At 37.8% G+C, this 24,407-nt stretch carries 15 protein-coding genes; 2 read left to right on the top strand and 13 right to left on the bottom strand.

All coding sequences use genetic code 11. From position 1 onward, the window contains the following. Positions 1-118: 118 nt before the first annotated feature. Both B6K83_RS07035 and B6K83_RS07030 read left to right on the top strand, forming a co-directional pair. Positions 119-1,024 (top strand): LysR substrate-binding domain-containing protein, encoded by a 906-nt coding sequence (locus tag B6K83_RS07035; protein WP_005492610.1) that lies wholly within the window; start codon positions 119-121, stop codon positions 1,022-1,024. A gap of 15 nt (positions 1,025-1,039) precedes the next feature. After that, on the top strand, positions 1,040-1,495 hold the full coding sequence (locus B6K83_RS07030) for a 3'-5' exonuclease (protein WP_085284219.1): 456 nt from the start codon (positions 1,040-1,042) through the stop codon (positions 1,493-1,495). A gap of 9 nt (positions 1,496-1,504) precedes the next feature. Here B6K83_RS07030 and B6K83_RS07025 read toward each other — a convergent pair whose 3' ends face one another. The 13 genes from B6K83_RS07025 to B6K83_RS06965 form a co-directional block, all read right to left on the bottom strand. Then, a complete protein-coding gene (locus tag B6K83_RS07025; protein WP_233143842.1) occupies positions 1,505-4,123 on the bottom strand; it encodes a hypothetical protein in 2,619 nt (872 codons plus the stop codon). A 2-nt stretch (positions 4,124-4,125) separates the two neighbouring features. Then, positions 4,126-6,342, bottom strand: coding sequence for an McrB family protein (locus B6K83_RS07020; RefSeq protein ID WP_085284217.1), 2,217 nt, complete (start codon positions 6,340-6,342; stop codon positions 4,126-4,128). 40 nt (positions 6,343-6,382) lie between these two features. Next, on the bottom strand, positions 6,383-8,467 hold the full coding sequence (gene brxL, locus B6K83_RS07015; RefSeq protein ID WP_074988796.1) for a protease Lon-related BREX system protein BrxL: 2,085 nt from the start codon (positions 8,465-8,467) through the stop codon (positions 6,383-6,385). Positions 8,468-8,479: 12 nt separating this feature from the next. Next, the gene (gene pglZ / locus B6K83_RS07010; RefSeq protein ID WP_085284216.1) at positions 8,480-11,206 is read right to left on the bottom strand and encodes a BREX-1 system phosphatase PglZ type A; all 2,727 of its coding nucleotides are present in this window, start codon (positions 11,204-11,206) and stop codon (positions 8,480-8,482) included. A gap of 213 nt (positions 11,207-11,419) precedes the next feature. Beyond that, the gene (locus B6K83_RS07005) at positions 11,420-11,911 is read right to left on the bottom strand and encodes a hypothetical protein (protein WP_064663362.1); all 492 of its coding nucleotides are present in this window, start codon (positions 11,909-11,911) and stop codon (positions 11,420-11,422) included. Further along, complete coding sequence (locus B6K83_RS07000) at positions 11,901-12,431, bottom strand: toxin-antitoxin system HicB family antitoxin (RefSeq protein ID WP_064663363.1); 531 nt, start codon at positions 12,429-12,431, stop codon at positions 11,901-11,903. The genes B6K83_RS07005 and B6K83_RS07000 overlap by 11 nt, the downstream gene beginning before the upstream one ends. Beyond that, entirely contained in the window at positions 12,424-12,720 is a 297-nt protein-coding gene (locus tag B6K83_RS06995) for a type II toxin-antitoxin system HicA family toxin (protein ID WP_064663364.1), read from the bottom strand. The genes B6K83_RS07000 and B6K83_RS06995 overlap by 8 nt, the downstream gene beginning before the upstream one ends. Before the next feature lie 70 nt (positions 12,721-12,790). Further along, a complete protein-coding gene (locus B6K83_RS06990) occupies positions 12,791-14,716 on the bottom strand; it encodes a DUF262 domain-containing protein (RefSeq protein WP_085284215.1) in 1,926 nt (641 codons plus the stop codon). Position 14,717: 1 nt separating this feature from the next. Next, positions 14,718-18,392, bottom strand: a complete 3,675-nt coding sequence (gene pglX / locus B6K83_RS06985; RefSeq protein WP_085284214.1) for a BREX-1 system adenine-specific DNA-methyltransferase PglX — start codon at positions 18,390-18,392, stop codon at positions 14,718-14,720. Positions 18,393-18,418: 26 nt separating this feature from the next. Then, entirely contained in the window at positions 18,419-22,150 is a 3,732-nt protein-coding gene (brxC, locus tag B6K83_RS06980) for a BREX system P-loop protein BrxC (RefSeq protein ID WP_085284213.1), read from the bottom strand. A 33-nt stretch (positions 22,151-22,183) separates the two neighbouring features. Continuing rightward, a complete protein-coding gene (locus B6K83_RS06975) occupies positions 22,184-22,792 on the bottom strand; it encodes a DUF1788 domain-containing protein (protein WP_064663368.1) in 609 nt (202 codons plus the stop codon). 16 nt (positions 22,793-22,808) lie between these two features. After that, positions 22,809-23,444: a DUF1819 family protein gene (locus B6K83_RS06970; RefSeq protein ID WP_085284212.1), complete on the bottom strand. Its 636-nt coding sequence runs from the start codon at positions 23,442-23,444 to the stop codon at positions 22,809-22,811. Further along, positions 23,445-24,362, bottom strand: coding sequence for a WYL domain-containing protein (locus tag B6K83_RS06965; protein WP_064663370.1), 918 nt, complete (start codon positions 24,360-24,362; stop codon positions 23,445-23,447). Between the last annotated feature and the right edge of the window lie 45 nt (positions 24,363-24,407).

Below are 24,407 nucleotides of genomic sequence, written 5' to 3'. Positions count from 1 at the left end.
ATGTCAATGGAACTGAATTAATAGAGTTACGTTTGTAAAACGGTTATATGATTAGCGTATTCCATACCTTATATGATGTATAATGTTTAAAATTTTTTTAGTATGAGCTAAATTTATAATGAAGTTGCCTCCTTTACGTGCCCTGCAATGCTTTGAAGCTGTTGCGCGACTTAATAGCTTTTCCAAAGCTGCTGAGCACCTCAATGTGACTCAAAGTGCGGTTAGTCACCAAGTTCGATTACTCGAAGACTATTTGGGTGAAACTCTGTTTAACCGACAGGGGCGTTCTTTTTCCTTGACTAAGGTCGGGGAACGTTACTTTGAAGAAGTGACTAACTCATTAGGAAATCTATCAAATGCCAGTCAAATGATACGTCACGGGGAATCAGGCAATCTTCGTTTGGCTTTATATAGCTCTGTGGCGGTGAACTGGTTGATACCGAAGTTAGAAGATTTTAGAAATCAGCACCCAGAAATAGAAATAACTTTAAATATGGTCGGGGATCAACCGGATTATAATGACCAATTTACGGATTGTTTTATTACAATGAATCCACCGGAACGTAACTTTGTCAATCAATTCATGTTTACTGAAAAACTTTATCCAGTGTGTGGAAAAAAGCTTTGGCAGCAGTTAAGAAATAAGCCTCTACCTGATTCATTATGGCAACACCCGTTATTATCAGTACAATACTCAGATACAAATGAAAGTCTTGGTGACGACTGGTTACGTTGGTGTATGAGTGGTAAATTTGAATTACCTAAAGACGTCAAAATTAATCAATTTAGTCATGTCTTACTTGCCGCTGAAGCGGCTCGATATAATTTAGGAATTACCCTCATTAGTAATTACATGATGGATGATCAGGATCGCCAGCAAAGTCTTGTGCGCATACCTATGCACGAACTTATTACCGGAGATAAATTCTATTTTGTCTATAAGGAAACACGAGCTAGGCAACCTGATATTATGAAATTAGGTCGTTGGCTTAAACAGCAGTGTTATGAACTGGAATCAGCTTAGCTATTTAAATCAGAGTTGAAGCTAGATGAGTTCAACACGTTTATTCAACCGCAACGACACCCTAAACTAACCGACTTTTGTACGAACTTAACAACCATCACTCAACACGATGTTGATCATGCACCATATTACCCAGAAGCAATTAACACTTTCCAAAAGTGGCTAGGCAATTACGATAACTACCTGTTTTGCAGCTGGGGAGAGTATGACAAACAGCAATTTGAACAAGACTGTGCTTTTCATAGTCTGCCATACCCTATTACATCACCACACCTGAATATTAAAAAGCAATTTTCAAAGACTCAAAAAGTACGCAAAAGACAAGGAATGGCCGGAGCGTTAAAACTTGCGAAAATCCCTCACACCGGCTCGCATCACCGTGGAATTGATGATGCGAATAATATGATCAAGTTAATGCCGTATGTGATGGGAAGAGTATTTATTGATAGTCAAAAGAAATTCTCAAAATAGAAAGTAATATTACCATGCGCCCCATTCACCACAGCTAGGACACTTCATATTAAATGGCTCGAGCGCTCTTGCTGAATGATAGCTCCAATAAAGGCCATTCTTTATCAAACGAGTACTGCTTTTATCGCTAGCGCAGTGATTATATATTTGAAGTTGTTCACATTCACAACACTGCATCCATACCGACTTAGGTGTACGCTCAACCCAATCACCATGCCTATTTCGATAGCGAGTAGTCTTTTTTAAGTTTTTGATGTCACTAGAGCCACACCTGATACAAATGGGGACTGCTTGACTGCTGTCATTATCCAAATCGCTAGTTTTAGCATCCTCTAACTTATACTGAAGAAACATACCCAATAAGCGTTGTAATTCGTCTGAGTAAAGCGAGCGATCTATAGGATTTAAAAAAACAGCACCCCGATCATGAGAAAAAAGATTAACATCGTCGTTATTGTTTAGCTCTCCAAGGAAACTGTGTTTCCCCCATGATTGTGCAGTAATGGGATGTTCAATTAGGTTATTACAGGGGTGAATAAGAAATACAGGATTTGAATTATTTTCACTATAATTTTTACCGTCGAATAACTCATTAATTTTTGAAAGCATTCCTCCCGCTCTATCAAATGTTAGTTTATCGTAAAATTTCGCGTCTAATACAAAGCGTTTAAAATGGCGCTCGTTAGAACCGTCGATATTATGGGAAAACCACGTCAGATCCAAAATAAAATCAGGTCGCTTATTATTTGATAAAGATTTTTCATACCAAAGCGAAATGTACCTTTTTGCCTCATCATTAATTAAATTTATGTTAATATCTGTTTTGTTAGACTTTACTGCTTCAATAAGTTTATATTTCCAATCCTTCTGTGGAACAAACCTAAACGAGTTTTTTAGAACAAGTATAAGTTGTATAAAGGTCCAGCGTTCGTATAACAGCGGCATATTAACTAGCCCCATATTATCTATCAGTTCAAGGTTTAATAAAAGCTCATCATCTGTAAGTTTAGTGATACCTCTTAGTACTTTATAGCCATTATGTACGGCTTGATAATTAATATTTTGAACGAATGTCATTGAGTTCGGGAAATTAGACGAAGGCATGATTCCAAGCCTTTTCATATGTTGAATAAATTTTCTTAGTTCTCGATACTTAGGTTCTATTCGTTTGTATATATAATCTGATAATTCTTGATTTTGTGAGTAGTAATTAATTCGATTGAGTAATGAGGCTTTTTCCCTATTTTGCTCCTCAATTTCTTGATGAGATAAGGGTTTTACCCAACCATTTTTCGCCAAACTTTTACCTATAAGCTTCTCTTTTTCAAAAGCTTCTTTTGCTTTTTGAATCGATTGACAGTCTATCAATTCAATCGAGTGAACGTTATCCAAATTAAATAAAACGGCACGTTCACTAGTGCGATAATTGTAATCACAATTAAATTTCAGAGTATCTCCCGGTTCTAATACTTCTAATAGTACCTGATAACGATTCCTTAAACTTAAAATACCACTTTTATTATCTGGCTTTACCCAGCTCTCACCATTCCATATGAGAACAAAAAAACCATCCTTTTGTTGTGTTTTATTCTCTAAATGCAAATATAAATCGAGTGAACACCTTGTTGTCGTTAGCTGAATGTCATTGTCTTGTATCTTGAGATTTAACTTCTTTTGCCAGTATTCTAGCTTTGTTCTTTCCCTAACCCTTTCTAAATCTTTTACCACTAAATCGCGATTGACTTTCACGCTAGTGTCAAAAGAATCAAGTTGCCCTTTTAGTTTATTAGCTGTATCCAAGAATCGTTGTGATTTATTCTGGGCAAGAATAACAATTTGTTTAAGAACGCGGCCGCATCGTTCCAAAGCGAAAAGAATATACCTATTTTCTGGCACATTATATGAGGGTTGGGTCGCTCTACTGGTTAGAAAACGTTGATTAGATTTCGAAACCATCTCCATAAAAGTACGATTAACTGGTTTCACCAATTTTCTTGGCTTTATGGCCTGAATTTCTCGAAGCTCAACTTTTGGTGTTTCCAATATTTTTTGAGCTGCATTAACTATTTTATTGATACACTCAATTACTTCTTCACTAACACCTATACCATTTGTTTGCTTTGCATTTGCCTGTACGGCACTACTGTCATCAAGAATAAGTTCCCATAAATCATTTTTGAAAACCCTTAGATATTGTTCTAATTGTTCAACACTAAAATCAGAGCCATTGATTTCGACCTCACAAAGTTGGCTAGTTATATAAAACTTTAAAGTTCCAACAATATTCGGCGCAATTCCAAACCATTGTTTTTGCTCGCTTACCCACTTTTCTTTAAGTATCCACCAATAAATGCCAGTGTCTGGATCTTTAATCTGAGTTAAAAGCTTCTTATCATTGTTTGGCAAATTAATGTATGGTTGTCTAGCTTCGACATTTAAAACACGAATAGCGAGTTGGCCTCGCTTAATTTCATCAAGTTTTGGATAAATTGTGGTTTCTGTCGTGAAGCATTGATTTACAGAATCATACTCCACACTAAGGGCATTTAAAGACTCAGTTACTTTAACTAAAGTATTTTTGTCATACCACTTAAGCTCTATGTATTTTATTTCAAATTGAGGCTTCACGTTCAAGACCAGAAATTAACAACGCCATCATTTGCCTTGGCATTCTTTACAACGGTTTCAATGGCGTGAACTGCTGAAAATACTTCACTATACTCTTCAAAATTAGGTAATAACGATTTAACCCTTTCAACAAACACTCTATCAACTAATTCTAATTTGGTTTGCTCTCCAACATACTTGTTTCCATCAAACGTAAATTTTGGCAACACTTTATGAAGCATAAAGTTATTGATCGCCATACTTGAGTCGTCGTTTACTTCTTGGAAAAGCTCCAGATAATTTAAGCCTTGGCGAATGGTCCTCATACCAAATTCGACACCAAGCTTGTGAAAGTAATCTTTATTTAACTCTACAAAGAGTTTACAAAACGCGTTATCTCTATCGAATCTAGGATAATTATTTCGATAACCAAGCTGGTCTATATTAAAAAGCAATGGCTTTGAGGTATCCTCGAATTCGTATGATTCGACTTGAGTTAATATTTCATCCCAATTTGATAGGAGTGGAGACTCAAACCGCATTATATGTGCACGGTCTAGAATTTTAGGTGATAAATAATGTGTCGTTTCATCTATATTAATAGCCCCTATGATATGCAGATTGGCAGGCATTTTAATACAGGAAGGCATACTCATAACTCCCGAAAGCATGCGTCTTATCTCACTATGATATTTAATAAGCGAATCCTTATCACTAAAGCCAAACGCTAATCTAAGCTGATTATTTAATGTTTCATCTTTGAGTAATTCAATAAAGCTAATTACACCTTCTTTGCTATATTTCTCCTTTGTAGACTGAATAATATCTACAACGGCTTTTAGCTCAGAAAGAACATGAGAAGATTCGTCTTCAGAGTAAAGTGTAATTTCAGGCGACTCATCTCTTGTTTCAAGGAGCGATAAAAAGTCAGCAAAATAATACTCTACTCTCGCAAGATTCATTTCATCTAAGCATATAAAATAAGGTATTGTTGGATTTTGCTCTGCTTCAATCATTGCCTCTAAAAATGGTGTGGCTAAATATTTTTTTTCAAGTGGATTGTAATAACCTAATAAATCTTCAGAGCTTGTCCAATTAGGCTTTACAGGAACAATAATTGATTTTCCACCAACAGCCTTAGCAAAAGATTTAACTAAGTTAGTTTTTCCAGAGCCGGAATCTCCCGCAAGGATGACAAGATCTTTAGTTCTTAACAAAGTCATATAATTTTCAATTATATGACGAGGATATAGAATATCTTGGCTGACTAAATATGATTGGATATATGATACAGCTTGTTGGTAGTCACCATTTAAAATATCATTAAACGAAATCCCTTCGACTTGAACACTTGAAGGTTGGCTTTCCTGTATAAAAAGCTCCAACACTTCTTCATCGATAAATTCAAACGTTTTTAAAAATAATGCTTTATCAGCTACATACTCTTTTAATCGCTTAATTTTATTATTCATTTCTGCTTCTATCCTTGTATAGCTGGCGACCAGTGTTTGAATTTCAGTTTGTTTAGTTGCTTTATCTTGAGCTAATTTACTAATAGTTTTATCAAGCTCAATTTGCTTGCTATTTAATTTTTCGACTAGCTTTATAGCAGTATCACGCTTTTCTTCATTTTCTTGTATTTTATCTTTAATAATTTCAAGAGATTGGGTAGCGTCTCTTTCTTTTTGAGCCATTTTTAGCTCAAATTCACTTTGTTCTTTCTTTACAAGTTCATCTAGATCTCCCATCGCTTTTTCATGATAAAAGTCATATATAGATTTTGAGATAAGCTGAGAAATTTCCTCTTCTGAATTGGGGTTTGTTAAAATTTCTAACGGTATTTCTTTAGGCAAATAACGAAGATTTTCTCCAGTACCACTTTTCACGCATAAACTTAATGGATTTCTATGTTTTCGGCGCTCTGATTCAGGAGATAGTTCCAATTCGCAACGGACGAAACGCTTGTGCTTTTTTGAACCACAGCTTGATGCATCTTGGGGTGCCATAAAAAAACTACAAGGCTCTATTTCTACACCTTGTACTGGGTAATACAACCTATCTCCCGTTGAAACTAAATGAGGATTTCTTAGGAAACCAAAAGTAGTGTCTCCAAGAGCTGGTAACTCTCCCCAAACTTCAATTTTGTTGTCATTCACACCCCAAGACTGCTTTAAAATATCCAACAACTCGGCTTCAGAAAGGTCTTCTAGTTCTTCCTTAGAATATATTACTTCATTCATAGAGCACTAATCCTTGTATCTAGCTTAGTTTTTTTTATTATTACTGCACCCCAAGAGCCTTATAAACAGCATCCACTGGATCACTGTAAAAGCTTACTTGGAACTTGGTGAATGTTTCAGCAGGTACAGAAGGTATATCACTAGCTGATGCCATAGGCAGTAACACTTTAGTTGCACCTGCCTCCAGCGCTATCTGCATACTTGATGCTAAATCTTGAACTGGGTTTACTACGCCACCAAGTGTGATGCTGCCTAATACCACCATTTGCTCTTGCACAGGCTTATTAAGTAATACTGAACAACATGCTACTAATGCACCTAAACTCGCTTGGTGACTATTTCCTGATGTTTGTAAATCTACAAAATGTATGTGAAATTCATGCTCAGAGAAACGAGAATTAGCGGCTATTCTGTTTAAGTTACCTTTAAAGTATTCAAATCCAACGCGTACTTGTTCTTTAGCACTCGTATCTGAACCAAATCCCGATGTTGAATGTTTACCTGTGCCCGGTGTCATTTGTGTTTCAATACGATAAACACCTAATTTTCCAGAAGCGCCATGATCAACAAAGTGCACTACTCCGGGCTTTGTGACCCCTGCTGGGATTAGATTTGAGCCACCTTGCTCTGGCACATTGACAAAAAACTCTTCAAGCGTTTCGTTATCGATATAACTAAAATTAACGTCAAAGAATTCCATACCGCCAATTTTCTTAAGTTGCTCTTTTACCCGACGACGCACTTCAAGAGCATAAGTTAAACATGTGCGTACATCTTCTTTTGTATATTCACCATTTGGATATAGAAGCTTAAGCAAACCTGATGTTGTTCTTCTTACACCAATAACGTCACGTTGATTAAGGTTGTTACCTAACTTAAAGAACTTATCGATTGCATCTGAAAACGTGGTTTTACGCATTTCACGCATATATTCTGCTAAGTAGTCTGTTATCAGTCCAAATCGGTCTGTAAAGAACTCTGGGCGCATTTTAGGAATTTCCCAGCCCGGAATATAAGCATGGAAGCGATCAAAATAAGCTGAGTCGATCATTTCATCTGGAAATGGCGCTAATAAGTGACTAGTTTTTACCAATGTCTCAACGCTGTGATCGATATTCCCAACAAACACCATAGAGGCTTTTGCTTCAATAGAATCACGGCCACGAGAAAAAGAACCAGACGCCATGTAATCTTTCATGATCTGAATGCCGTCTTTATCTTTAAAACGAATACCTGCGACTTCATCAAAGGCAACAACATCCCACATACCAACTAAACCAATTTGGCGTGAAGACATGTTATAAAACAGGTTAGCTACCGTAGTTTGACCGCCTGAAACTAACAATGAATTCGGAGAACATTCTTTATAAACATGAGACTTACCCGTGCCACGAGGACCGAGTTCACATACGTTATAGTTATTCTCAACAAATGGGATCATGCGAGCTATTAAGTGCCACTTGCATCTATGTTCAAGGTTAGCTGGCTCCATACCTATTGAACGAAGTAACAAATCTATCCATTGATCAACTGAGAACTTACGACGAGCTTGATACACCTCATCCATATTCATTGAAGGCATTTGGATTGGTTTTAAACTAAATACAGAGAACGGCGATGTTTTCTGACCTTCTTCATAGAAATAACTCACCGTAATAATGCACCAGATACCACCGGTTAATAACTTTTCGTTTTCTTTAACAATTTTATTAGGAACAACGGCATCTTTAATTCCAATATTTGATAAACTCGCTTCATAGATATCTTTTTTCTGATTGAGTTTTACCGTTACTTTATCAATGACTTTATGAGTGCCCTTTTCACGGATCAACGACTTGGCTTTTTCAGCTTCATCTGGACGCACATAGTTTTCCGTCAAGATCTTCTTAACGTTCTTCAACCCTTCTTGGATTAACTCATCCTCTGCTGAAGAGCAGTACATGCCCAATAAATATTCAAGTACATAAACCGGAACGTTCGCACCTTCTTTTAACTGTTTTGTTAAATCTTTACGAACAACACGACCTTTAAATTCAGTCGTCATTAAATCGTCAAGGTCAGCGCTTCGAATTTGAGAGGATTCATTACTTGTGATGTTACTATTATCTAAATGTTCATTTTCCATTTGCGCTATCCCCTAAAAAAAATCATCTTCGAAGGCTAAATCAATAATAACGGAGTGTGTTGTTTTGGTTTTACTCTCAGTATCTTCCATTATCAATTTATAACTTACCGTGCGTTCAAAGCCGCTGCCCTCTAATTTAATTTGAATGTTACGTTTACGTTCATCGAGCTTTTCTGAAACTGAGTCAAATATATGCTCTTCTTTAGAACTCACCTGTTTACCAAAAGGGTCTTCAATCCAAAGTTCCAACTTACGAGCTTTAAACTTATCGCCGACAGGGTCTGTTTGTAAAAATGAGATCCTATCGATATTTGAAACGATTTTAATTGGGTTCTGTAAAGGAACAGCACCAACTTTTTGTTTAGCTAATTTTGTCTGTGCTTTAATATCAAGCTCACGAACTTGAAGCACAGGAACACAAATTTCCTGCGGCATAATGCCACCATGGATAAACTTAGCACCGCCTACAAAATTGAATCGATTACTACCTCTAGGCACAATAAATTCTGCATCATCGCCTAAAGTAGGGTCAATTCCAGCTGTATTGGCTATTTTCCCAGTCCAATAAAAATCATCTGAAGGCAAATTTGAACCAATCACATAACGTTTTTTATCTTCAATTGCGCCTTTAGGTTTTGACTTATGAGCGGTTTTATCTGAATCCGTTAAATCGGTCATTTTAAATAAGAAGCCATGATCAGCTGTTAAGAGCACTCGACTACCATTTAAACGGTTAAAGATTCGCTTTATCAACTCGATTAATTCAACAACCGTATCTTGTGCAGCTTCAAAAGTCTGATTTTCAGTACTTTGCTTATCGCCTATGGCATCAATCATATCGTGATAAATATAGACAACTTCAGATTCACCAATTTGCTCTTTGGCTACTTGTCTTGTCCACTTGAAAACCTCATCGGCTTTAAAAGCAACGCCGTTATGCTTTGCCAACACCTTTTGACGGTTGTCATGACCATGTACAGAAATACCGTCAGCTTTGTATTCTACTTTTGAACCTAAATGCGCAGTTAACTTTTGGTGTGGAAGTAGGCTTCCCATTCCTAGTTGGGTATAAGATGGAACAACACCTAGCTGAGATTTTAATTCAGGCTTTAAACGCCCTTCATCACTGATACGCTGATAAATATCGTGAGCAACCTCATAGCGTAAAGCGTCTGAAATAATCACAAAAATACGTTTGGCTTGAGTATTTCTTAATAGGCCACGCACTTCTTGTTGATAAAAGTGTTGTTGATTATGAACGCCTACAATCTTCCAATTATCAAGAAGACTCTCGCTATCAACCAATTTACCCCATGCTATGGCTAAGTCATTCAAGTACCAATTCACATAAAGATTTTCAATATCATCAACTAAACCTAAACTTTGTAATAAGTCACCGCCATTGTTCTTACGTAAATTGATAAAGTTCTCAAAGAAAATCCGATAGGCATGATCAAACTTATAAAGCTCTGATTCGTAGGCTTTATAGAGAGCCTTCGCACTGTCGAAATAAAAACCATCAAAGTACTTATCTCTTAAGTCGTAGAACTCTTTTGCAGCGCGAAGAGAAGCGAACAGGTATTGATAATTTTTATCGACACTGCACCAATGGCCGTATAATTTAGTCGACACCCAATCACTGATTTCATTAGCAGAATAAGCCTGTAAGTCTGTCGCAATTAATTTGATCAACTGCTGTTCAACTTCAATGAAGGTCTCAACATTTATGAAGTTACTCGGATTTTTAAACTCAGCTAACTTGTGTTTTATTTCTAATTCATCAGCAACTTCTTGAGCTATGTCGTTGTACGATGCAGACAAAGTACGGCTTTCGCGCCAAGAAGAAACAAAACTAACCACAGCTGCTCGCTTCGCAGCTGCATTGCCTATTAGTTCTCTAATAGACTTAGGAAGCTTGTCAAAGCTTTCGGAATCAATAGAAAGTGGTAATACATGTGCAGATAAACTTGTAGCAAAATCTGTTTTACTAGTTGAAACACCAGACGCCTGTAGACCATGGTAACAATCGGTTACTAGTAGTTTAGTTATAAGGTCTTTAACATTGGCAACTGGCTGTTCAGTATCTTCATCGCTAACCCAATTACCTAAAGCAATATAACCAAATTCTTCAACCGCGTGACGCCAAAATATATTGGTTAATTCAAATTTCTCTAATTCAGTAATGGCTTCATCGCACTTATTTGGAGACTCAACAAATAGTGAAATTAATTGATGTAGTATGGTTGTAAAACTAACGGATTCTACCTTAGCAACTACCGCAACCATTGCTAATTCTAGTGCTTGCTTATCTGCGCCTTCAGGTAATAACTTCTTAAGTTTGCTGTAACGTTGCTGATTACCAAAAAACTTTTTATAGCGGCTAATGTCTTGGCGAAACTCCATACGCATACCAAGTTCATTTAATATCATTGAGCTTGAATCAGCATAAAAATGCTCAGCATAAAGGCGAATATCGTAAAGCCAATCACGCGTTGGTTCGTTTAGAGATTTATTACTATACAGTAAGAATTGAGTGTTAGGCTCTTTTAGCTCAACACGTTGCTTGACTTCAAAGTGCGAATATTCATCCAACTTGATAAGCTCGACACCTGATGATTCAAATTCAGTTTCAATTACCGGTAATTGCTCTTGAAACTCAATCTCTTCATCTTGCCAGAATACTAATCGGCATCTATCAAATTTTGCTAAGATGCCTTGTTTTATTTGTTCTAAATTCATTTCTTATGCCTTTAAACATTTCGGCTTTACTTTTGGTTTGAGGAATAACATAGAACACAGCAAGAAAGTATGGGTGAAGTGTAGCGAATAGAGCAAGCGTGTGTTGAAAATGTTAAATCAGACTCCTCATAATGACGAGAAGCCTTTAAGCAAAAAATAAAAGAAAATTTTAAGCTTTTAGCAAATGGAAATGTCTCAATTAATTTAATTAAATTATTCTGTATTACCATTTTGAGGCTTCACTTGCATTGTCGGTAATGCAACTTTTGGAAGATTTAAACGGTTACACATATTCATTAAGTGTTCCCTCCAGAAAGGCCAAACATGGTAGCTAACATTTTGAAGCGCAAAAACTTTTAATGAATCTTCATCTATTTCTTTGTCAAGCATCTGGTATTCTGCACAAAAGCTCGCTTCAATTTGAGCTACAGGTTCTGAGTCCTTATTCTCTTTATCTTCTTCTTTTATAAAGCGACAACCCACATCCACAAAAACTTTAAAAAAATGTTCTTCACTTCCGTCTTCATCTTGGACACCAAAAACTTCAGAACCTCTAACTACATGCATGAATTGATATACTAAATTATCAAAATCAGTTCTTTTTGGATCAAAATCATTATGCGTGAAACAATGAGTATTTTTTATATAAATATCATGAGATTGAAGTGAGTCTTTTGCTTTTTGAAAATTACTACTAACTCCCATAGTACCGATTCTCCATAACATTCTCATTTAATACAATGGGCTTAATTGGAACAACTTTATTGGTTCTTCTTGGTTGCGACTCCAAGTGCATATAATCAGTTTGATTCAAGGAACCAATAGACGACTTGATACTGTGAATCGTTCGAGATACACCAAATTGCTCACCCAAGTTAAAAGCTAAACAATTAACAAGTAGTTGGTTTAAGCTAATATCTTCACTTTCCGACCATGATGATAACGCAGCGTGCATACTTTTAGGCATTCTCAAGGTAACTCGCCCACTAAAGTCGTCATTTTCTAAAATAGGAGCTGGCATGACTTTACCTTGTTCAGCTAAAGCCTCAGCAGTTGTTTCAATCGTATCAATCGCAAGTAAATATGCTTCTTCGTAAGTTTCTGCGTATTCGGCTACATCGGGTAATTCTTTTACTTTAGCTTCAAAGAACACTTCGCCGTCAAAATTTCCTTTTCGTACAGTGATATTGTATAGACTTGCATCAAACATTTTTTCACTATCCATCTCGTTTCTCCAAGTATTTTACGAGTTCGTTCTCGTACTTCTCTAATACCTTTATTATTTTTTTTATGTAAGGCTTTTTAATTTCTGGATTTCTACCGTGATCACAATTAAGTGAACCTGAGGTAAAACCTTCTAAATGAGGATGAGTAAAAACCTTATGCCCCCCTTTGCGGCCATCTTTGACATTAAAGCCTAACTCTCCCAACAAGGATTTCGCTTGTTGGCACCTCATACTTGCACCAGCATTCTGAAATGTGGTTATTACTTCATCATATAATTCTTTAGGCATCTGACACCATATATAGTGTCACTATTTAGAGTTTGCAAATTTTTGCATTAAAAAACACAATATGCAACAACTAAATCGTGACCTCCTCCTTGTCATTCAAAAAGGCTAGATGTAACAAATTGGTTTTAAAATCATTATCTCCAACTACAATATCCCACCTTTCTTCCATAAATTTTAGTAACTCTAATCCGCGTTCTAAAATTGATTCGGGCAACCACTCTTCTTTTTGAGCTAGTTCATTTTCTGAAGCAGACCCGTTGTAGAACCCTACACCATTACCGTTATTTTTCTTTAAATCGAAACTATCGTTTTGCAAACTAGAGTTTTTAGCTCTACTCAGTGGAACTAAGTTACCTAAAGAGTGTGCAACAAATTGTGTTTCTTCTTTACTAAAAGTGCCAAAGCGCGAGAGCCAATAAGGATCTTTTGGAGTTTGAGGAAAAATATGTTCTATCGTTACGCTATCCTTTTTAGTAGCAGAGAGTTTTTCCCACGACAACTTATTTGACGATTGCTTCCCTCGTGAACGTAACCATTGTTCATGCTCATAAAGAAAATATCTAATTCCATCCCACTTAAAAAATCCATGATTACCTAATTCATATTTTTCCGAGATATATGCAAGAAAACGATTGGGGTCATAATATTTATCGACCCACTCTGTAATGGAGGCAACAATTGATTCAATGGTTATTTTTTTGGTCATTAAATCACGAGACATTGAGAAAAACTCAGTATCACCAGTATTGGAACGTCTTTGGCTCAAAGTGAATAAAGTGAAGTTATATCTTTCAGCCGCTGATAGTAATAAATTAACCTTCTCTACGCTCTGTTGGGAAACATATGCAGCCAACAACAATGGTTTAAATGCCCTGAAACTCAAACGGTGAAGTCTATCAAGCAGCAGCTTATTTTGCTCATCAGTATACTCTGGCAGAGGAAAATAAGGGTTATGCATATAGAACCAAGGCCTAATAGATTGCTGAAGGCTCGTTACATACTTGTCGATTTCCTCAACAGAGATCCTGTCTTCCTCTTTCTTAGGATGGGTAACATTTCTTGCTGTAAATTTTTCATCCAACAAAAATTTAATATAGTCATCACCCTTACGTCGAGTATATTTAAAATACATCGTCCAATGGTTACGTAAGAATAAATGTTCACTCAGAGGTGCTTCTGGGTTTTTCCCTAAATACTCATAGATAGTCTTCCAAGCATTATTTATTTTTGCTCTAAGCACCGCATGACCTTCGTGCTCTTTAAATAGTGTCGAAAGGTAAATAAGACGATTTTTTAATAATTCTAAACTTGTTAATGGTTTTCCTCGGTTATTCATTGTTTCAAAAGTCACATACACATCGATTTCATCGTCAATTTCATACAAGTTGAATTTAAACTTCTGTGTCAGCTTTTTATAAATAACCGCTATTTCATCTGTAGTTAATTCACTCAGCTTTTCCTTAAAAAACGCTTTAGCTTTAGATAGGTTTTGCGTGTATAGCGTTTCTTGATATTGGTTGCTGTGTGAATGGACTCCAAAAACTTTTGTTTTTAAATACTCGTCGCTTGGATTATCTTTCTCATATCCAAAAATAAAGCTTTCTCTCAGGCCATCTTCAGCCCTATTAATAATGTACTGCTTTCTAATAGTTTCTAGAGATTGATAATTTAAAAGCGTGTCGGTATCAACAGATTCAAGGATTGCCTGCATAAGCAACATTGAGGTTGTTAACCTTTGTTGCCCATCGACCACATAAAAAGGTTTAAAGCCGACTCCCTCAATGATCCATTCATCATTTTCCCATTTACGCCATATATCCCTCGGCACAGGTTCTAACGTAATAACCCCAGTATAATGAACTCTATCAATATTTAGATGTAGGATATCTTCCCAGAAATCATTGTACTGATGTTCTAACCATGCGTAACCACGTTGATAATCAGGTATGCGCAACAGTCGCTTTTCAAAGATATCGCTTAAACTTTGTAACTTCATGCTACTTCACCGCCTTTCCGTGGATGGCTTTGACGTCTGCTAGTAGGTTGCCGAATTTGCCGTAGTTTTCTTTTACGCCGTCGTCTAGGTCGAGAGTGATGCGTTTTTCGGCGTAGTGTTTTAGCTGCTCGTCGAAGGTGCGGAGTTCGGCTTGTTTTTTCTCTAACGCTTTGATCTCCTTTTCAATACGGCGAGCTTCTGAGCCGGTTGCGTTAACCATGTCGTCTGAGAGTCTTGCTAGTTGCGCATCGTATTTACCCATGAGAGGTGTAACATACTCGGTGCGCATACGAGATAACGTACCTTCGTTATATCGGTGAAGATAGACTAAACACTCAAAAGCTTTTTCTTTACCTGAGCTAAATAGCCAGTAAATAGGTCGTTTTTTGTAGGTCTTGCAATGATCTTTAAAGAATTGCGTTGAGAAATAACGGCGGATTGTATCCATAGCAACTTCACCTTTTTTAGGTTTAAGCGCATGTAAACATAAGCTTTCGGCTACGAATTCTAGGTTGTCAGATAAGTGCTCGTCGCCCCACACGGTTTTAACAAATTCTTTAAAACGAGTAGTTGCATCATCATCAAATAACCACTCTTCTGATGCCAATGGAATAATACCGTCATCATCGGCAGGGAATGTTTTATATGCGCCTTGGGCTTCTAACTCTTTGAAGCCTTCGTTGCCAGAATGAGCGTAAACTAGTCCTTCTCGATCTATCGAGTAACGTCCCATAATACAACCCAAGATATAGCTAATTAGTTCAGGTGCAAGCATTGCTCTTCGAGAATCAAATTCATTCTCAAATTGAACATTATTAAAACTAGGGTTTGCAAAGAGGCTAACTTCCTCAACTGGTACTGAGGTTTCGATGTCATCACTTAAATCAAATTCACAGACGAATAATTCATTTATCTTTTCTTCAATATTTTTAAGATCAGAAGTCTGCTTTTTTTGAACACTTGCAATAACAGCAAAACTCTCAGCCAATTTGACATTAGGATTTTCGCTGACAAGAGGAAAAAACTTAAATTCAAAAGATGTTTCCTTACTATCCCAATCTTGTTTTGATATTTCCTGAGCTTGCTCAGACAAATCAGACAACAAAAGTTTATTTGTTAATTCTAGATAGGGGAGATCTCTTATATTCTTTACTTGAAAGTTTAAAGTTGGATTACTTACTCTTAAAGCTTGCAGAGCTACAGACGAATTGCAAAGACCAAGTACATAATTTATGTCGCTTGGATCTTTGAAAAATACTGACGAACCACCTACATCAAAAGTTGCGTAGTCAGGTAAATACCTAAAAGTAGGCTTCGATGACGTAATCAAGCCCCAAGTTATACCAGTCTCATACCACAAGTATTCCGGAATAATTCTACAAATTTTATCCTTTTTATAGTGCTCTCTTGCTTTTGAAGACCAATTCACAACTTCTAAAAGATTACCATACCACCTCCGAAATCCACCTCCTTTTGCGTAAAATAACCACTTATGACCGATCCCTATATCATTTCTGTCTAATTCCCAATGAAATCTCAAAAATTTGTCATTATTTCCTGTTTTGTTTTGACCATCCGAAATAGTAACGTCTTGTACAAATTTGTTTTTGTAAATATTCTTAAAATCATTACTAACCCAATAAGCTATAGGGCTTCCGGGGATTTTTTTAAAGTCGCTTTGCTTTGTTTCGTTGTAGCTGCATTCTTTATTTGCCAATGCTGTGCGCTTTTCAGTTTCATTTCCGTCAATCAACCTGAAAAATACAGGCTGGTATGATTCAACGTAAATATTATTTAAAATCCAAGCAGTGGTTTGAACGACTTCGCCTGAAATTTGCCCAAATGCTCTTGCACCAAGATGAGCCATAGTTACAAAGGTTTTAGTATCCAATAACCAATCTCGTAGCGCTTCGTAACTTGATAAAAACATCCAAGATTGCATGTTAACTTGTGCGTTATAACCATTTCTAGTTAATAAACCAAAGGCTCTCTCCATAAATACAGCGAACAAATCCGATTTAGAATTAGGAAATTCCTTTTTGGCGTACTCTTTAAGATCCGCATTCATCCCCTTTGAGCCAAGATATGGCGGATTTGCACATACCGCATCATACTTTTGAGCAAGCACAATGGCTTGGTTAACAATAGGCAGTATTTTTTCTACTTCAGGTTTTGATTGGGTATCAGAGTTCGCTAATTTTTTTAATAAAAGCTGTTTAAGTGAAAGAAGGTTATCTAAATGCTTAGAATCAATCTGTATCAACGAGCCAAGAGTTTTGGCTTGTAGAAATGCTGTTTTAAGTGTTTGCAGTAATCCAAAGTATTCTTTGTAGATTCCCGCATTCGCTGGAATGACGTCGGTGGATTCGTCAAAAAGCCCACCTGTTGAGCCAATTTGTTGATTGCCTTCTAAATCTAATCCTTTCCATATCGTCGTGATGTCCAGCCCTTCGGTTGATTGTAATGAAAGCACATTAAGCGATACTTCACCGTCTTCAACCCGTTGGAAAATGCGTCTGTCGTCTTCACGGGCTTTCATCATTAAGGCAAAGCCAGCAAGTTGCGCCGCACGATCATCTATGTCTAAACCGTAGATGTTTTTGGTAAGGATTAACTCTGGAATTTCACGAAGCCTGTAACCTCGCTCAAGATAGATCTCACGTAATACCTCATAGACTTCAACCAAGATATGACCTGAACCAGCAGCGGGATCGAGTACTTTAATTTCTTCGGGGTCAATACTTGTTGGCGTAATGGCTTTTAGCTGTTCAATCACTTCGTCAGATTGTTCGGCTGGCTCAATGTAATATTCCATTTTGCCTTTTAGTTCTGAATCAGGATATGTAGCCAACCACTGCCTACCAACTGAGTTTTGAACTAGATATTTAACGATCCAGTTAGGGGTGAATAACTGGGTAGCCGCTGGAATATCCTCTGATTTAACCACTTTACCAATAACAGTATCTTTGTGTTCTGAAATATAGAACTGATAAAGCCAACCGATGACTTCTATCTCTTGCCAATCTTCTTCTGGAATGTCGTTGATTAGACCTTTTAGAATAGAGTCTGTTTTAGTTAAATTATTTGGTAGTAGCAGCTCGGTAGCGTCATCCAATGCCTCAAACCCTAAGCCTTTAAAGATCTGGGGCATTATTTTAGCTAGTTGATGACATTGACCCAGCAGTAACTCCCGGTATAGCGCTTCTTCTTTATCACCGGCTAACTGTAGCTCTATGATATGGCTTTTATCTAACGCTAAACTGTCAGCTACATCTGACGCATGACTTAGAATTTCAGGTAATCCGTCAGGGTTACTCGTATTGCTCTTTGCAGGGGAAAGCACTCGAAAACCATGGTCAAAATAATCATGCAGTTCCATATAACGAATAGCTGCAAGTCGGTTAAACCATGTGTAAGCCATTTCACGGATGAACATGTCGTACTTTTCTTGATAAGTCGCAGATTTTCGTTCAGCTATTTTGCTTTCTAATCTCTTGCGCTGCTCACCTTCTTTACGAGTAAATGCACGACCTTCAATAATGGAAGCGCCACCTTCTATGCGTACTTCTTCGATGCGATCTTCATAAATGCCAAATTGGGCAGCACGCTTTTTAACTGCTGCGATAAACTCTCTACGTGCTTTAGGTGCGTATGCTTTTAAATTTTTCGTGTTCATGTAATTTGCCTCTAACTCTTCCTTGATTAACGAATGCGCACTTTGTTATTGCTGTTAACTAACTCAGTGAGTTTTTCTTTTAATGCAGCAAGGTAAGCGTCTATGTCTTGCTCGGTTTCAATGACGCCAGTGGCATTAACATCGCGAATAATGCTCGCGGTGTCGATAGACACGATTTTTTTCGGAATTGGCGTGTTTACCGCTGGCTCTGCTACTTGTTGAGGCTCAGTCGTTGACGGTTCGTAGCCGCCACTTCCTGTGTTAGAAGTAGACACAGAGCTTGGGTTAGCGCTTGAATCCGAAGTTGAATTAGATGCAGCTGCTGCTGCTTCTTCTTTAGCTTGTTTTGCTGCTAACGCTTGCTGATCTTCTATGTGCTTATTGATCAAATCATAAGCGTCTTCTTCTAAATTAATCGAATCTGCTTGTTCTTGTAAGATCTCAGCAATTCCACTTAAGCCATCGAGCCTTTGTAAAGCCAATTGCAGTGGTCGTAATGCTCTATTGCTTAACTCGCTTGGTACGTGTGCCGCTGTAATTTGCTTTTGCACTTGCTCAATACGGTGCTCAATGCGTGATTTTGCATGCGCTCGTTTTTCTTGTAGCAGTTGATCATTAACTTTGCTTACTGACTCGATTAACGGCTCTATATCTTTAATTTCTCGATATGGGCGAGGTTTGTTGTAGATATTTTCGAGCTTTTGCAATGCAGCTAAAGCATCGTTGTCTTTTTCTAGTGCAGTACGGTTTCTATCAAAATCAATAGTTAGCGCTCTTTGAAGCTTTTGCCAAGTTGCAAATTGGGTTTCATAAAAGTCTTCTATATCTTGATAGTCTTCTTCAAAATCGAGCAAGTCATTTTCGCATGCAAGAAATTGCTCAATAAATTGGAAGCTGGATTGTGTTTCAATTAACCCGGCCAATAACACTCGGCCACTTTCAATTTCACTCACTCCCGGATAATGACCAGTAGAGGCTTTGTTGGCGAACGCATCTAGCTTGCCTTTTATAGTCGCAAAGTTAGATTTCGCATCGTTAAACAACTCTTTTTCACTATCAGCCGCATTCTTTTGGAATACGTCTTTAAACAATTTCGCGGCACGCTTTAGGTTTGCTTCTGACTGCTGCTTTATATGACGAACTCGAAGCTCTGCACGTTTACGCACTTGCATTAAGTTATCGTAAGCGTTCTTTAACGAGACGTCTTGCTGACGGCTTTGGAAGCAGATTTTGTTTGCTAATGCTAGACGAGAAATGATCAGTACAATTTCTTCATCGTTCCAGCCAAAAGGTCGTTTTGAGAAACGTTTTACAATGTCTTCCGCTGTGATTGGCCTTCCTGCATCATCACCAAGCGAAATAAATTTTTCGACTTCGAGAACGGCAAGTGGATTGGCTTCTTGGCCTTGCAGATCTAGACCAATTTGACCGATATCATCAGCCACTAAGGTGTTTTGAATTTCTCTGCGAATATCGCCCGGAAACGGTTTAACCAGTTTTAATTTACTGAAGGTGTTTTCGATAACATACTTGTATAGCTCTTGTAGGATGGTGCTGATTGCTCCACCTTTTGGATTTTGTTGTGAACCTAAAGCATAGAATTCCGCATCTTTTAACAGATCTTCAATGGCTAATTTAACCCGGCGATTACGATCTTGGTTTTCAGAACCTTTTTGATGCAACAACTGCTGTTGCTCTGGCCTATTACCTGTGTTTCTGCGTAAAAATTTATCGGTTTTTATAAATGTACGAATTTCATCGAAAACTTTGTTGTTATCAGCAAGCTTAATGATAATGGCGCCTGCTCCACCTGAAGAAAGGCCGTCCTGCGATTGATTGGCACAAACCGTAGAATCATATTCGCTGTAATTCGGATCGATAGGTGAAATGATTTTAACTACTAAGTCATTTTCCTGTGAGCCATCACGCGGCATGCCATTACAGAATCGACTAATCGGAAAATCTTGTTTGTTTTCAGGATAACGATAGATATTATCTCTGCGCAGTACATCATCAAAAATTAAATCGCTGAGTTTTTTAGTTTCATCCGATAATTCAATTTCGGTTTCGCGGATCTCGTTCTCAATTTCTTTTTCTTCGTTAGTTAAGAAAATGTATTCATCACCTTGACGTGCAATAAGCAAGTTCGCTTCAAGTGCATTGAGTGCTTGCTCGATATCACGTCTTAACGTTAAACGGTCTTCGTCTACCTTGCTAACACACAAGGTTACTAAGTTATCCATAGTCGATTTGATTACGTCAACGTAACGGATCAAGAATAGTGTTTTGAGAATATTTAGCGCAAAGTCTGAAATTGACTCTTTTTCTGCTGCTTGATCGATGTCTTTTTTAACGGACGTATCTAAGAAGCTTTCAATTGCTGGATAAAAGTAATACAAAGGGATTAAGACGCCCACTTCTTCGTAACGAACTTGTTTAGCCGCACTTTGGAAGGCATCTAACAATGACCGTTCACCACGACTCAGGTGAAGACCAGTTGCCCCCGCCTTACGAATTGCTTCAAATATCTTTTGCACTAGATTGTAGTGGTACGGCACAAATGGGTAGCTATGAATAAAACTGGTGGCGTCTTTGTAATTGGCTAGCTCTGCGGTAGTTGTGCTATCAAATGCTAGTTGATTACGAAGAATATCGCCTTTTTGGTCATACAAGGTTTGTAAAATCGGACGAGCCTGCTCTAGTTTAGATAACAGACGCTTTTCGATAACTTCGCTGGTATTTGAACTTGATAACGATAGACGTTCAAAACGACCTTGGATCTTTGAAAAGTCATGGCCTTTGGAGCCTGCCATGTGGCCAATAACAGAGTCGATGTCTTCTTGCGAGGTAACGACCACCCACGCTCGGCCTTCACAAATAGTGCCGAGGTTTTCTGTAATGGTTTGCAGCTTCAACATCATTTGTGTGTTGTTACCGATAAACTGACCTACTTCATCAACAAAAAATAAAACACGACGATTTAAGTCAGCGTCTAAATACTCTTTAACCCATTTACAGAAATTGGCGATATCGAGCGTAAAGTTATTTTCTAACTGTTCTACCCATTGACGAGCCGATTCAGTTGATTGGTTAGTCACTTTACCTAACGCTTCTGCCATGTCGTCACGATAAAAGTCATAGGCATCGCGTTCTTCAAGCCAATTGGATGAAGTTAAGGTATTAAATTCTTCTTTAAACTGCTGGAATACGCCGCGTTGATCTAATTCTCGCTCTAAATGTGCGATGTGCGGGTGATCACCACTAAAGCCCATTTGCTCATTAAAGACCTTAAGGAAAACTTTTAGTATGGCATCAACACCTTCATCGGTGTTCGCTCGGCTGTCAATGTTAAATAAGATCACCGTATTTTCTTTGGTTACGGCTGTGTCAATTTCACCAAGTAAAAAACCATCAAGGTTTTTGTCTTTAAAGAACTCAATGGCTGATCTGTCAATCTCGCCATTCGTTGCTTTGATGTTTTGCAATAAGTAAGAAAGAATTTTAATAAAATGCGATTTACCTGAGCCAAAGAAACCACTTACCCAAACGCCGATTTTACCCGATTCGGCTTTTTTCTTAGGGTCGCGTACGGATGGCATATAAGCATCAAAAAACTCTTCAAAATGAGTCGCGAGTTCTTTGGTGATGACGTACTCATCTAGTTCGGTAAAGACAGTGTTACTTTCTAATTGATCTGCTTTAACTACGCCATTGATTGGGCGGTTTATGTCTTTTATAAATAAATCTTTAATTTGCATTTTCTTTTTATCCTTCTTAACTCAAACGTCCATTTATGGAACGAGTTTAAATGCTCGGTAATAGTTATTTGATTCGATACGGCCAAAGGGTTTTAGTGCAGTTCCGTCGTATTCGCCGGGGTAAAACAATACAGTTGGTACATTGCCTACTTTTGCATGTAAGGCATTTAACAGACCGTGGCCTCTTATAATTGGCCATGCACTGCCTAAACCGTGTAATAATATAAATTCTGTTTGAGCTTGATTATCTGCACTAAGATCGATTTTAGAGGCAATGAATTTGGCAACACGATTTTGTTCAAGTGGGCCTTTTAGTGCATTAAACAGTGCATCGTCACCGCGCTCTTTTTGTACTTTGAATGCCCGCTCGGTAAGATTCCGCGAGTCCAATAATTCCAGAATCGCTTCAAATAAATTGATACTGGCGAAATTGCGTCCGCGCTTTGTTAACTTGTCTGTGATAAACGCCAAGTGCTCTCTTACCGTTAACTCAGACTCAGCTGGATAATCAAAAACATAAAAACCAATTTCATTTCCTAAACCTTGGTTCTTAAGGAAATCTTGACTCTCGATCTTAGGTAGAATTTGATCGAGTCTATCGTTCAAGTTCTTATGTTGTTTCGTTGTACTAAAGGTCGTCATAGTTACGTATCCTTCCTTAGATTAATTCCATAGCTGCAATAATATCCTCTCTGTCTATCGACAGAAGCAATTGCCTAACTTCAGGCAGCAGATAAACATTTTGTAACTTCTTATTACGAGTTGTTTCTATGTATCCACCATCAGCAATGGCCTTAAAGGCAACTTGCGATATTTTATAAGTGGACGCGTCAGACATATTAGCTAGATCAGGAAACAGACGGCAACGGTCTTCCCAATACGATTCCCAGTCACCAACGTCTAGGCTTTCTCTAAACATACGTTTTGCGTCGAGCACGACATTTCGCATAAAGTCAGCTAACAAAGTGCTATTTATTAACGTTGCTGCGAACATCAGCTGAGTCGAAAGCTCCGTGCTACCAAATGCTACCTGCTCAAGATATTCATCTGGCAAGTCTTCGATACGTTTTTTTATAGTCGCAGCGTTACGTTTAGCTGACGCATCGGAACGTTTTTGTAATATATTTCGGTTAACGATTGCATCTAACCATTCTTCTTGAGATGGTTTTTTAAGTAATAATTCAGCAACGATTTGGCTTTCTTTGATCATTAAACTGCCACCAATTAAATCACCAAGGTAGTCCTTGTGTGTTTTGATGGCGTGTTTGTTTAACGGGTTATTAGTTGAAGTCATTTATAATTCTTCCAATTCTGGTACGTAGCCGGGGGCAATTGTAAGATTTTCTGCACCAAACAAGGCTTTTCGATTCTTTAACCATAATTGATACTCTGCACCTACCAACTCAGCGTCAGCTGTACAATCGACGTTCCAACGCCTTAATAAATATCCTGCCATAGCCGCTCGAATAGTTATGTCTAATTGTCCTTCGGTCATACCATAATCAAGTGCTATGGCAGTTGGGTGCTTCACATTATTTGGATGAGGCACTAATTGTAGTGGCATCATGCGCATCCACTGGTGATCTTCGAGTTTGTTTTCTTCTGCGCTTGGCGTATCTGCTTTAATAGTTACTTTAGTTACACGAGTCAGAACAAAATCACGAAATGACTTTGAATTTCTGTCAAACCCTCGAACATGCCAACGAAGGCCATTATCAACTATGGTATGAGGTACTATTTCCCTTGCCTTGGAGCCTGAACTTAATGATGTATAAATGATCGAGATCGGCTTTTGCTTTAAAGTGGCTTGTACGATTTTCGCGACAATAAAGATATCTGGGACATTGAGCTGATACGGTGCATCAACAGGAAATGGTATTTCTAACACACCGTCGAAACCATCGCTGATTTTGTTAGACAGCTTCGCCATGGTTTGACGAGCATCATAACTAAAAAGTGGTTTAAAGGTTTTCGCTTGAAAATATGTGCGCTCTTTTTGATCAAAATCGATGTTATTTGGTGCTAGCTCTTTATAAACCGCAAGATCGCGAGTCGCATTGGCCATCCCCATTTCGAACTTGGCGGTCAATTCTTTACGATTCACGCTTCCTTTGAACATAAGTGAGAAGTCTATAAAAGACAGCCTTTGCTTTTGAGCAAAGCTCAGGTTGTCTATGTTTTCGGTCTCTTTGGTTTCTCTTATGAAGCTCATATACGCACTTTTATTTGTATGACACTGGTATAATCAATTTGATTA

Origin of the sequence: Colwellia chukchiensis (genome assembly GCF_002104455.1) — a bacterium.
GTDB lineage: Bacteria > Pseudomonadota > Gammaproteobacteria > Enterobacterales > Alteromonadaceae > Cognaticolwellia > Cognaticolwellia chukchiensis.
This window is presented reverse-complemented; position numbering and strand designations above follow the sequence as displayed.

Bases quoted from the DNA above. Each gene is read 5' to 3' on its own strand.
- B6K83_RS07035 (WP_005492610.1), top strand. From the start codon at position 119: ATGAAGTTGCCTCCTTTACGTGCCCTGCAATGCTTTGAAGCTGTTGCG.
- B6K83_RS07020 (WP_085284217.1), bottom strand. From the start codon at position 6,342: ATGAATGAAGTAATATATTCTAAGGAAGAACTAGAAGACCTTTCTGAA.
- brxL (WP_074988796.1), bottom strand. From the start codon at position 8,467: ATGGAAAATGAACATTTAGATAATAGTAACATCACAAGTAATGAATCC.
- pglZ (WP_085284216.1), bottom strand. From the start codon at position 11,206: ATGAATTTAGAACAAATAAAACAAGGCATCTTAGCAAAATTTGATAGA.
- B6K83_RS07005 (WP_064663362.1), bottom strand. From the start codon at position 11,911: ATGGGAGTTAGTAGTAATTTTCAAAAAGCAAAAGACTCACTTCAATCT.
- B6K83_RS07000 (WP_064663363.1), bottom strand. From the start codon at position 12,431: ATGGATAGTGAAAAAATGTTTGATGCAAGTCTATACAATATCACTGTA.
- B6K83_RS06995 (WP_064663364.1), bottom strand. From the start codon at position 12,720: ATGCCTAAAGAATTATATGATGAAGTAATAACCACATTTCAGAATGCT.
- B6K83_RS06990 (WP_085284215.1), bottom strand. From the start codon at position 14,716: ATGAAGTTACAAAGTTTAAGCGATATCTTTGAAAAGCGACTGTTGCGC.
- pglX (WP_085284214.1), bottom strand. From the start codon at position 18,392: ATGAACACGAAAAATTTAAAAGCATACGCACCTAAAGCACGTAGAGAG.
- brxC (WP_085284213.1), bottom strand. From the start codon at position 22,150: ATGCAAATTAAAGATTTATTTATAAAAGACATAAACCGCCCAATCAAT.
- B6K83_RS06975 (WP_064663368.1), bottom strand. From the start codon at position 22,792: ATGACGACCTTTAGTACAACGAAACAACATAAGAACTTGAACGATAGA.
- B6K83_RS06970 (WP_085284212.1), bottom strand. From the start codon at position 23,444: ATGACTTCAACTAATAACCCGTTAAACAAACACGCCATCAAAACACAC.
- B6K83_RS06965 (WP_064663370.1), bottom strand. From the start codon at position 24,362: ATGAGCTTCATAAGAGAAACCAAAGAGACCGAAAACATAGACAACCTG.